At 71.8% G+C, this 10,272-nt stretch carries 13 protein-coding genes; 6 read left to right on the top strand and 7 right to left on the bottom strand.

The annotated features are described in order from the left end of the window. Positions 1-14: 14 nt before the first annotated feature. From CCN42_RS36325 to CCN42_RS36315, 3 genes are all read right to left on the bottom strand, one after another. A complete protein-coding gene (locus CCN42_RS36325) occupies positions 15-515 on the bottom strand; it encodes a DUF6328 family protein (RefSeq protein WP_086741593.1) in 501 nt (166 codons plus the stop codon). A 97-nt stretch (positions 516-612) separates the two neighbouring features. Next, positions 613-1,596 carry an aldo/keto reductase gene (locus tag CCN42_RS36320; RefSeq protein ID WP_086741592.1) on the bottom strand — a complete coding sequence of 328 codons (984 nt, stop codon included), beginning with the start codon at positions 1,594-1,596 and terminating at the stop codon, positions 613-615. Positions 1,597-1,608: 12 nt separating this feature from the next. Next, positions 1,609-2,823, bottom strand: coding sequence for an FAD-dependent monooxygenase (locus CCN42_RS36315; RefSeq protein WP_211294874.1), 1,215 nt, complete (start codon positions 2,821-2,823; stop codon positions 1,609-1,611). Between the two features lie 323 nt (positions 2,824-3,146). On the opposite strand from CCN42_RS36315, the gene melC1 reads away from it, so the two are divergent. The 3 genes from melC1 (at position 3,147) to CCN42_RS36300 (ending at position 4,913) form a co-directional block, all read left to right on the top strand. Continuing rightward, the gene (melC1, locus tag CCN42_RS36310) at positions 3,147-3,518 is read left to right on the top strand and encodes an apotyrosinase chaperone MelC1 (RefSeq protein ID WP_086741590.1); all 372 of its coding nucleotides are present in this window, start codon (positions 3,147-3,149) and stop codon (positions 3,516-3,518) included. A 32-nt stretch (positions 3,519-3,550) separates the two neighbouring features. Then, positions 3,551-4,375, top strand: a complete 825-nt coding sequence (gene melC2, locus CCN42_RS36305; protein WP_086741589.1) for a tyrosinase MelC2 — start codon at positions 3,551-3,553, stop codon at positions 4,373-4,375. Between the two features lie 88 nt (positions 4,376-4,463). Next, positions 4,464-4,913 carry an SRPBCC family protein gene (locus tag CCN42_RS36300; RefSeq protein ID WP_086172664.1) on the top strand — a complete coding sequence of 150 codons (450 nt, stop codon included), beginning with the start codon at positions 4,464-4,466 and terminating at the stop codon, positions 4,911-4,913. Between the two features lie 48 nt (positions 4,914-4,961). Here CCN42_RS36300 and CCN42_RS36295 read toward each other — a convergent pair whose 3' ends face one another. From CCN42_RS36295 to CCN42_RS36285, 3 genes are all read right to left on the bottom strand, one after another. Next, positions 4,962-5,657: a ribonuclease H family protein gene (locus CCN42_RS36295; RefSeq protein WP_086741588.1), complete on the bottom strand. Its 696-nt coding sequence runs from the start codon at positions 5,655-5,657 to the stop codon at positions 4,962-4,964. A gap of 44 nt (positions 5,658-5,701) precedes the next feature. Next, the gene (locus tag CCN42_RS36290) at positions 5,702-6,514 is read right to left on the bottom strand and encodes a VOC family protein (RefSeq protein ID WP_086741587.1); all 813 of its coding nucleotides are present in this window, start codon (positions 6,512-6,514) and stop codon (positions 5,702-5,704) included. A 208-nt stretch (positions 6,515-6,722) separates the two neighbouring features. Next, complete coding sequence (locus tag CCN42_RS36285) at positions 6,723-7,205, bottom strand: VOC family protein (RefSeq protein WP_086741595.1); 483 nt, start codon at positions 7,203-7,205, stop codon at positions 6,723-6,725. A 123-nt stretch (positions 7,206-7,328) separates the two neighbouring features. Between CCN42_RS36285 and CCN42_RS36280 the strand changes: the two genes are divergently transcribed. From CCN42_RS36280 to CCN42_RS36270, 3 genes are all read left to right on the top strand, one after another. Beyond that, positions 7,329-8,540 carry an epoxide hydrolase family protein gene (locus CCN42_RS36280; protein WP_086741586.1) on the top strand — a complete coding sequence of 404 codons (1,212 nt, stop codon included), beginning with the start codon at positions 7,329-7,331 and terminating at the stop codon, positions 8,538-8,540. Between the two features lie 101 nt (positions 8,541-8,641). Next, positions 8,642-9,280 carry an ATP-dependent Clp protease proteolytic subunit gene (locus CCN42_RS36275; protein WP_086741585.1) on the top strand — a complete coding sequence of 213 codons (639 nt, stop codon included), beginning with the start codon at positions 8,642-8,644 and terminating at the stop codon, positions 9,278-9,280. A gap of 2 nt (positions 9,281-9,282) precedes the next feature. Then, positions 9,283-9,885, top strand: coding sequence for a ClpP family protease (locus CCN42_RS36270; protein ID WP_086172659.1), 603 nt, complete (start codon positions 9,283-9,285; stop codon positions 9,883-9,885). Between the two features lie 23 nt (positions 9,886-9,908). Here the strand turns inward: CCN42_RS36270 and CCN42_RS36265 are convergent, their stop codons facing one another. Continuing rightward, on the bottom strand, positions 9,909-10,268 hold the full coding sequence (locus tag CCN42_RS36265; protein ID WP_086741594.1) for a helix-turn-helix domain-containing protein: 360 nt from the start codon (positions 10,266-10,268) through the stop codon (positions 9,909-9,911). Positions 10,269-10,272: the final 4 nt, after the last annotated feature.

The raw sequence follows: 10,272 nt of genomic DNA, 5'->3' as shown, positions 1-10,272 counted from the left end.
TTTGCGGACACGGCCTAGCGGCTCGTGTGCCGGAAACGCGTCCACATCGGTATCCCGAACCAGCACACCAGGTACCACACCAGCACACCCGTGACGAGGTACGGGACGTAGGGGTCGTGGGTCGCCACGCGCAGGATCAGCAGGAGCGAGGCGGTCGTGGTGGCCAGCAGCAGGACCAGGCCGACAAGGGTCATCCGGGAGGCCCAGTTCACCGCCTGCGGCTTGATCCGCCGCCCGGAGACCAGTCGGTGCAGGGAGACCGGGCTGATCAGGGCGCCGGTGGCGGCGGCGCCGAGGACGACGGTGACGATGTAGATCGTCTGGTCGGTGTCGGAGAGGCCGCGGTACGTCGGGGTGAACACGACGGTCAGCAGGAATCCGAAGAGGATCTGCACGCCCATCTGCGCGACGCGCACCTCCTGGATGAGCTCGACCCACATCCGGTCGGCTCTCTCCTCCTCCGTCTCGTTGCGTCCCCTGGGCCTCTTCTTCTCACTGTCCTCTGCCGCCGTCACGACGATGCCTCCCCGATGGAAACGAACGGATGTCCCGTTCCGGGTTCCCCCTCGGCGGCAGAACTGTCCCCGCCGAGGGAGGGCGGTGCGGTGGCGGCTACCAGCGGCCCTCGACCTGGTCCTTGATCCGCCGGTCGTAGAGGTCCCGGATCGCGTCCAGGGTGGTGTCCGGCAGCGGCGGCAGCGTGGCGGCCGCCGTGTTGGCGCGGGCCTGCTCGGGCGAACGGGCGCCGGGGATGACCGTGGTCACGCCGGGCTGCTGGGCGATCCAGCGCAGCGCGAGCTGGGCCGGGGTGTATCCGTCGGGGGCGAGGGCGGCGAACTCGGCGGCGGCCTCGACGCCGGTGGCGAAGTCCACTCCGGAGAAGGTCTCGCCCTGGTCGAAGGACTCGCCGTGCCGGTTGTAGGTGCGGTGGTCGTTCTCCGGGAACACCGTGTCCTTGGTGTACTTCCCGGACAGCAGGCCGGAGGCGAGCGGCACCCGGGCGATGATGCCCACCCCGGCCTCCCGCGCGGCGGGGAGCACCTCACGCAGCGGCTTCATGCGGAACGGGTTGAGGATGATCTGCACGCTGACCACGTTCGGCCGGGCGATCGCGGTCAGCGCCTCCTCGCAGGTCTCGACGCTGACGCCGTAGGCGCCGATCCGCTCCTCGGCGACGAGGGTGTCCAGAGCGTCGAACACCTCGCCCGAGGAGTAGACGGGGGTCGGCGGACAGTGCAGCTGCACCAGGTCGAGGCGGTCCACGCCGAGGTTGCGCCGGGACCGGTCGTTCCAGGCGCGGAAGTTGTCCAGGACGTAGTTCTCGGGGATCTGGTCCACGCGGCGGCCCATCTTGGTCGCGACGAGGACGTGCAGGTCGGGCCGGCCGCGCAGGAAAGCGGCGATGGTCTGCTCGCTGCGGCCGTCGCCGTACACGTCGGCGGTGTCGAGGAAGGTCACCCCCGACTCCGCCGCCGCCTCCAGCACCGCGAGGGCGTCCTTGTCGTCGACGTCGCCCCAGTCGGCGCCCAGCTGCCAGGTCCCGAGGCCGATGACGGACGCCCGCTGACCCCATCTGTCGAATACGCGCTCTTCCATGGCGTCAGTGTGTCACCCGCGTCGGCCCGCCCCGGTGCGGGCGTGCGCGACGCGGGCGATCTTCGGGCCCAGCCAGCGCTTGAACCGGCGCAGCGCCACCAGCCGTCCGGCCGCCAGGTCGAGCCGGTGGTACAGCCGCGGCGGGAGGTGCGGCAGCAGGGGCGAGTGGCGCTGGCCGAGCAGGGCGAACATCTGCTCCGGCGGGAGCCGGAGGTAGCGGGGCAGGTTCTCGTACCACTGGGCGCTGTAGCGGGCGGCGCTCTGCGCGGGGAGCAGGGCCGCCTTGCGCTCCCGTTCGTAGCGGGCGAGGGCCTGCGGCAGGGTGGGCAGTTCGCGCAGGGCGCCGGCCAGCGCGACGGCGTCCTCCAGGGCGAGGGTGGTGCCCGCGCCGACGGAGTAGTGGGTGGTGTGCGCGGCGTCGCCGACCAGGACGAGGTTGTCGCGGTACCAGGTGCGGTTGGTGAGGGTGCGGAAGGTCCGCCAGGGTGCGCTGCCGTCGGCCGGGGAGCGGCCGATCAGCCGGTGGCCGTCGAGCACGTCGGCGAACAGCTTCTCCAGCAGGATCAGTCCCTCGGCCTCGTCGGCCCGGTCCAGGCCGAGGCCGACAAGGGTCTCGGGGGCGCACTCGACGACACAGGTGCCGCGGTCGGGGCCGTAGGCGTAGCCGTAGCACCAGATCCAGCCGTGGTCGGTCTCGGTGAAGCCGAAGGTGAAGGCGTCGAACGCCTTGGTGGTGCCGAGCCAGATGTAGGGGTTGCGGCCGGCCGTCGCCTCGGTGCCGAAGTGGTCGGCGTACCGGCTGCGCAGCGCACTGCGGACGCCGTCGGCCGCCACCACCAGGTCGGCGTCGGGCAGCCGGTCGGCGGTGACCTCGTGGCCGTACTCCAGGCGGACGCCGAGGGAGCGGGCCCGGGCGGCGAGGATCTCCAGCAGTTGGTGGCGGCCGATGCCGAAGCCCTGGTCGCCGGTGTGCCGGACGGTGCGGTCGCCGATGTGGGCGACTCCCTCGTTCCAGCGGACGGAGTGCTCGTCGAGGGCGCGCGCCGACTCGGGGTCGTGCAGGTGCAGCCGGTCGAGCAGCCCGCGCCAGTAGGTCACGCCCCACCCGTAGGTGGAGCCCTCGGGGTTGCGCTCGTGGACGGTGATCTCGTGGGACGGGTCCTGGAGCTTCAGCAGGATCGACAGATACAGGCCGGCGGGCCCGCCGCCGACGCAGGCGACCTTCACGCGCACCCCTGGGTGATAACTGTTTGCGGTCAGTTGACAACACACAGTAGCAGTCGCCCGGCGGGTGTTTGCGTCAGCTTCACGGCGTGAGCCGCGCCACGCCGGCCGACCGGCCGAGGAAAGTTACCTCGCGGAACAGGGGCCCCACGGGAAGGAACTTCCCGTTCCACCTCCACCGGACCATCGTCACCAGCAAGATCAACTTGGTTCAACTCTGTACGACATGTGGTCAATTGTCCGGATCAGAGCCAACCGTTCGCAGGAGTGCCCCACGGCCCGGTAGGCATGCGGAGTCATCCACCCCTTCACCTTCGGAGGTCCGTATGCCCGAACTCAGCCGTCGTCGTGCGATCGGCGCCGCTGCCGCCCTCGCCGCGGCAGCCGGCACCCAGGCGGTCGCCGCCCCGGCCGCCACCGCCGCCGGGCACCGTCCCGGCGCGCCCGGCTCCTTCGACGAGGTCTACAAGGGCCGCCGGATACAGGGCCGGCCGGCCGCCGGGGGCCATCACCAGCACCACGGCGGCGGCTACGCGGTCCTCATCGACGGGGTGGAGCTGCATGTGATGCAGAACGCCGACGGCAGCTGGATCAGCGTCGTCAGCCACTACGACCCCGTCCCCACCCCGCGGGCCGCCGCCCGGGCCGCGGTCGACGAACTCCAGGGCGCGCGGCTGCTGCCGTTCCCCGCCAACTGATCCGACCGCACGCCTCTTTGGAGCACTCGCACATGACCGTCCGGAAGAACCAGGCCACCCTGACCGCCGACGAGAAGCGGCGCTTCGTCGCCGCCGTCCTGGAACTCAAGCGCAGCGGCCGCTACGACGAGTTCGTCACCACCCACAACGCCTTCATCATCGGCGACACCGACGCCGGTGAGCGCACCGGCCACCGCTCGCCCTCGTTCCTGCCCTGGCACCGCAGATACCTGCTGGAGTTCGAGCGGGCCCTGCAGGCGGTGGACGCCTCGGTCGCCCTCCCCTACTGGGACTGGTCCACCGACCGCACCACCCGGGCCTCGCTGTGGGCGCCGGACTTCCTCGGCGGCACCGGGCGCAGCCTGGACGGCCGGGTGATGGACGGGCCGTTCGCCGCCTCGGCCGGCAACTGGCCGGTCAACGTGCGCGTGGACGGGCGGGCGTTCCTGCGGCGGTCGCTCGGCACCGCGGTACGGGAGCTGCCGACGCGGGCCGAGGTGGAGTCGGTGCTCGGCATGGCGACGTACGACACGGCACCCTGGAACAGCGCCTCGGACGGCTTCCGCAACCACCTGGAGGGCTGGCGCGGCGTCAATCTGCACAACCGCGTCCACGTCTGGGTGGGCGGGCAGATGGCCACCGGGATGTCGCCCAACGACCCGGTGTTCTGGCTGCACCACGCCTACGTCGACAAGCTGTGGGCCGAGTGGCAGCGCCGCCACCCCGGATCCGGCTATCTCCCCGCCGCCGGGACGCCGAACGTGGTGGATCTCGACGAGAGGATGAAGCCGTGGAACGACACCTCCCCGGCCGATCTCCTGGACCACACCGCCCACTACACGTTCGACACCGACTGACAGCGCCGGCCGACGGGAGGCATCGCCCCGCAGGTCACGGGTACCCGGGTCGCACCTGTCCGACGAACGACGAAGGAGTGACCGACGCATGTCGCAGGTCGAGGAATCCATCGAGGTCGCCGTCCCCGTGCACACCGCCTACAACCAGTGGACGCAGTTCGAGACGTTCCCCGCGTTCATGGACGGCGTGGAGCGCATCGAACAGCGCACCGACACGCTCACCCACTGGGTGACGAAGGTCGACGGGGTCCGGCGGGAGTTCGACGCGGAGATCACCGAGCAGATCCCGGACGAGCGGGTCGCCTGGACGACCGTGGCCGGCGACGCACGCCAGGCGGGCGTGGTGACCTTCCACCGCCTCGACGACACCCGCACCAAGGTGATGCTCCAGATGGAGTTCCAGCCGGACGGCGTCGCCGAGACCGTCGGCGACAAGCTCGGATTCGTGAAGCGGCAGACCAAGGGCGACCTGCAGCGCTTCAAGAAGTACATCGAGGAGCGCGGGCAGGAGACCGGGGCCTGGCGCGGCCAGGTCTGAGCACACCGCGTCCCGCGCGGTCTGCGGGGCTGCCGGTACCGCCGTCGCTCAGCCGGCCGCCGCGGTGCGGCACTCGGGGTGGCCCCAGCCCTGGTCGTTCTTGGCGATCTGCTCGCCCGCGGCGTAGGACCGGCCGCACAGACAGCGACCGGGGAACTTCGCCTTGATCGTCCGCGAACCGCCGCCGCTCTTCCGGACCGCCGGAGAGCGGCGGCGCGGTGTTCTGGCGGGCGGCGCGTCCGGGGCGGGCGGCGGCTCCGGGGAGCCGAGGGCGCTGCCCGCCGGCTCCTGCCCGGAGGCCGCCTGGCTGGCGGCACGGTCGGCGAAGTCGTTGAGTGGATCGCCGTCCACCTGGTGGGCGGGCACGTAGCGGAACTCGACGGTGCGGCCGTCGAGGAGTTCGTCGATCCGCACGACCAGGTCCTGGTTGGCGACGGGCTTGCCGGCGGACGTCTTCCAGCCGTTGCGCTTCCAGCCGGGCAGCCAGGTGGTCACGGCCTTCATCGCGTACTGCGAGTCCATCCGGATCTCCAGCGGCACGGCCGGGTCGGTCGCCGCCAGCAGCCGCTCCAGGGCCGTCAGTTCGGCGACGTTGTTGGTGGCCCGGCCGAGCGGGCCCGCCTCCCACCGCGCGGGCGTCTCCGACTCGTCTGCGACGACCCAGGCCCAGCCCGCCGGCCCGGGGTTTCCCTTCGATGCCCCGTCGCACGCGGCCACCACTCGTTCACGCATGAGCCCGATCATGCCATGGCCGAGCCGGGAGCCCGGCCGGGGTGGGGGCCCGGTCTTCAGGAGACCTCGGTGGTCGCGGGCATCTCCCCTTCGGTCTTCGTGACGTCGATCACCGAGAAGTTCGCCCCCTGCGGATCGTTCAGCGAGGCGAACCGCCCGAACGGGCTGTCCATCGGGCCGAGCCGCAGCACACCGCCCCGTTCCGTGGCCTTCGCCACGGCCTCGTCGCAGTCGGGGACGGCGAAGTAGACGTTGATGTGCGGCGGGACCTCGCGCGGGAACTCCTCGGTCATCTTCATCCGGCCGAGCACCGGGGCGTCCCCGGCCTCGAAGATCCGGAAGTCCACCTCGTCGTCCTGCATCTGCTTGGCCCGGTACGGGAAGACGGCCGGGAAGAAGGCGTCCGACTTCTCGGGCTCACGGGTGAAGACCTCCGCCCAGCAGAAGGCGCCCGGCGTGCCCATCTCCGCCTGGAAGCCCTCGTGGGTGCCCGACTGCCACACCCCGAACGCGACCCCGCTCGGGTCGCGGGCCAGGCACATGGTGCCGAAGTCGGCGACCGGCATCGGCTCCACCACCACCTCGCCGCCGTTCTGCCGGATCTTCTCGGCGGTGGCGGCGGCGTCCGGGGAGGCGAGGTAGAGGCACCACTGCGACTGTGCCTCCCCCTCCCCCGCCTGGCCCGGCATGGGCGGGACGATCGCGGCGACCGCCTTCCCGTCGTGGTAGGCCTCCGTGTAGTTGCCGTACTCCGTCGCCGACTCGCCGAAGGTCCAGCCGAGGACGTCGCCGTAGAAGCTCTTGGCCCCTTCCAGGTCGGTGAACATCGCGTCGGCCCAGCAGGGGTGTCCCTCAGGTTTCACGGCCATGATCGCGGCCCCCTTCCGGTGGGGTGGAACGGTCCGTTCCTCACGCTAGCCACCCGGCCGTCGCCGCGCCCGCCGACCGGCCCGCGCGGGCGGCGGAGGCGGGGTGGACGCGGTGACCCCGCGGCGCGGCCGGTCCGGCCGCCGGACGCCTCTGCCGCGGAGATCACCCGGGTGGTGGGCGCGCAGCCGCGGGGCGGCTGCTGAGCGGTCACTCGCCGGCGTACGCCTTCTCCAGGGCGGCCAGGTCGAGCTTGCCCATCGCCAGCATGGCCGTCATCGCGCGCTGCGCCTTCGCCGGGTCCGGGTCGCTGACCATGTCGTCCAGCCGGCTCGGGGTGATCTGCCAGGAGACGCCGTACTTGTCCTTGAGCCAGCCGCAGGGGCCGGGCTCGCCGCCGTTCTCGGTCAGCTTCGTCCAGTAGTAGTCGATCTCCTCCTGGTTGTCGCAGTGGACGACGAAGGAGACCGCCTCGCTGAACGTGAAGTCCGGGCCGCCGTTGAGCGCCAGGAACCGCTGGCCGTTGGCCGTGAACTCGACGGTCATCACCATGCCGGCCGGGCGCGGGGCTTCCTCGGGGTAGCGGGCGATCCTGCCGATACTCGAGTTCTTGAAGATCGAGACGTAGTGGTGGGCGGCTTCCTCGGCCTCGGTGTCGAACCAGAGACACGTGGTGAGTCCGTCGGTGGTCATCTCTGCCTCCTGGGTGTGGAACGCGGTCACCACTGTCGACCGCCGCCCGCGGCGAAAGTCATCGGTCGGACCGGACCGGAAATGCGGCGCCCCTTTCAGGCCCAGGCACCTAGCATCGCGGTCATGACCACGTCACCGGCCGCCGCGGACGCCGTCCGCCCCTTCCGTCTCGCCGTCCCCGACGACGCCCTCGCCGACCTCCACGACCGCCTCGACCGCACCCGCTGGCCCGACCAGCTGCCTGGCGTGGGGTGGGCGTACGGGGTGCCCGCGGACTACCTGCGCGAGCTGGTGCGGTACTGGCGGCACGACTACGACTGGCGGGCCGCCGAGGCCCAGCTCAACGAATGGCCGCAGTACACCACCGCGATCGACGGAGCGAACGTCCACTTCGCGCACGTCCGCTCCCCCGAGCCGGACGCCACGCCGTTGATCATCACACATGGCTGGCCGGGCTCGATCGTCGAGTTCCTTGACGTCGTCGGGCCGTTGACCGACCCCGCCGCGTACGGCGGGGACCCCGAGGACGCGTTCCACGTCGTCGTGCCGAGCATCCCCGGCTTCGGCCTGTCCGGGCCGACGGCGGAGCCCGGCTGGGAGGCCGGCCGGATCGCCGACGCCTGGGCCGAGCTGATGCGCCGGCTCGGCTACGAGCGGTTCGGCGCTCAGGGCGGCGACTGGGGTGCCGCCATCTCCCGCGAACTGGGCCGCGCCCACCCCGGCCGGGTCATCGGCGTCCACCTCAACCTGCTGCCGGGCGCACAGGCGACGACGGAGCCCACCGAGGAGGAGCTGGCGGCGCTCGGCCCCGAGGAGCGGGAGCGCACGCTGGCCTCCTGGCGCGGGTGGAGCGCCTGGTCGAGCGAGGGCACCGGATACGCCGTGCTCCAGGCGACCCGGCCGCAGACCCTGGCGTACGCGCTGACCGACTCGCCGGTGGGCCAGCTCGCCTGGATCGTCGAGAAGTTCAAGGAGTGGACGGACTCCGGGGAACTGCCCGAGGAGGCCGTGGACCGGGACCGGCTGCTGACCAACGTGATGCTGTACTGGCTGACGGGGACGGCCGGTTCCGCCGCCCGCATCTACTACGAGCGGGCGCACGCCACCGGCCGCGCCGCCGCACCGGCCGAGCCGTCCACCGCGCCGACCGCCGTCGCCCTCTTCCCGGCGGAACTGCAGCTCCCGCTGCGGCACAAGGCCGACCGCACCGAGCACATCGTCCGCTGGACGGAGCTGGAGCGGGGTGGGCACTTCGCCGCGATGGAGGAGCCGGACCTGCTGGTGGAGGACGTCCGGGCGTTCTTCCGGCAGCTGCGGGAGAAGGACATCGGCTGACCGCTCTGCCCTCGGCGAATCTGCGGCGGGCAGAGAATTCGCCGGCCGGGGGCGCGCGCGGCCGAGAGTGGAGTCTCCGGCATCCACGACCAGGAGGTCCGATGACTCCGCACACGATGTTCGCCCCGCGCGCGCAGGAGGGCGGCACCCCGCCGACCCGGTTCGACGACCATCTCGCGGCACAGCTGCTCGGGCAGCGGATCGTGCTGCTGGGCACCCAGGTCGACGAGGTCTCCGCGAACCGGGTCTGCAGCCAGCTGCTGATCCTGTCCGCGGAGGACCCGCGGACCGACATCAGCCTGTTCGTGAACAGCCCCGGCGGGTCGGTGCACGCCGGGCTGGCCATCTACGACACCATGCGGCTGATCCCCAACGACGTCTCCACCCTGGCGATGGGATTCGCGGCCAGCATGGGGCAGTTCCTGCTCAGCGTGGGCGCGCCCGGCAAGCGGTACGCCCTGCCGAACGCGCGGATCATGATGCACCAGCCGTCCGCCGGCATCGGCGGCACCACCGCGGACATCGAGATCCAGGCGGACAACCTGGAGTTCACCAAGCGGACCATCGAGCGCATCACCGCGGAGCACACCGGGCAGAGCCCGGAGACCATCGCCCGGGACGGCGACCGCGACCGCTGGTTCACGGCCGAGGAGGCCAGGGAGTACGGCATGGTGGACCGGATCGTGGACTCCTTCACGGAGCTCCTGCCGGCCGCGACACGACGACGGACCGGGCTGTAGTCATGGGGAGTTACACCATTCCGCACGTGGTCGAGCGGACCCCGCAGGGCGAGCGGTCCTACGACGTGTTCAGCCGGCTGCTGTCGGAGCGGATCATCTTTCTCGGCACCGAGATCGACGACGGCGTCGCCAACGTCGTCATCGCGCAACTCCTCCATCTGGAGTCGGCGGCGCCGGAGAACGAGATCTCGGTCTACCTCAACTCGCCCGGCGGCTCGTACACCTCCCTGATGGCGATCTACGACACCATGACCTTCGTGAAGGCGCCGATCTCCACGTTCTGCGTCGGGCAGGCGGCGTCCACGGCGGCCGTGCTGCTGGCCGGCGGGGATCCCGGGCGGCGGTTCGTGCTGGAGCACGCGCGGGTGCTGCTCGGCCAGCCCGCCAGCGGCGGACGCCAGGGCACGGTGTCCGACCTCGCCCTCCAGGCCAAGGAGATGGTGCGGATCCGGTCCCAGGTGGAGGAGGTGCTGTCCCGGCACACCGGCCACGACATCGCCACGCTGCGGGCGGACATGGACCGGGACAAGGTGTTCACCGCACCGGAGGCGGTGGCGTACGGGCTGGCCGACGAGGTGCTGAGCCGGCGTCTCGCGGCGGTCTGAGACGCCGGCTCCGGGCACCGGCCTCAGGCGGCCAGGCAGAGCCCGTCGTACGACGAGGTGGTGGTCGTACGGCCGCGGTGGGCGTGCCGGGAGGTGACCCGGACCAGCTCCCGCTGGGCCATCGTCAGCAGGTCGCCGAGGCCGAGGCCGAGCGCCTGGGCGGCGGCCGCGAGCACCTCCGAGGAGGCCTCCTTGCGGCCCCGCTCCACCTCCGACAGATACGGCATCGAGATCCGGGCCGCGTCGGCGACGTCCTTCAGCGTCCGCTCCTGCGCGAGTCGTTCGCGCCGCAGGACGTCACCGACGAGGTCGCGCCACAGGGGCTCCTTGGGCGCGGCGCCCTGCGGGCGCGCCGGCCGCACGGGCGCGGGGGGCGGGGTCACGGCC

This window comes from Streptomyces glaucescens (assembly GCF_002154375.1).
Classification (GTDB): Bacteria; Actinomycetota; Actinomycetes; order Streptomycetales; family Streptomycetaceae; genus Streptomyces; species Streptomyces glaucescens.
The sequence above is the reverse complement of the archived record's forward strand: the minus strand, read 5'-3'. Positions and strand labels throughout refer to the sequence as shown.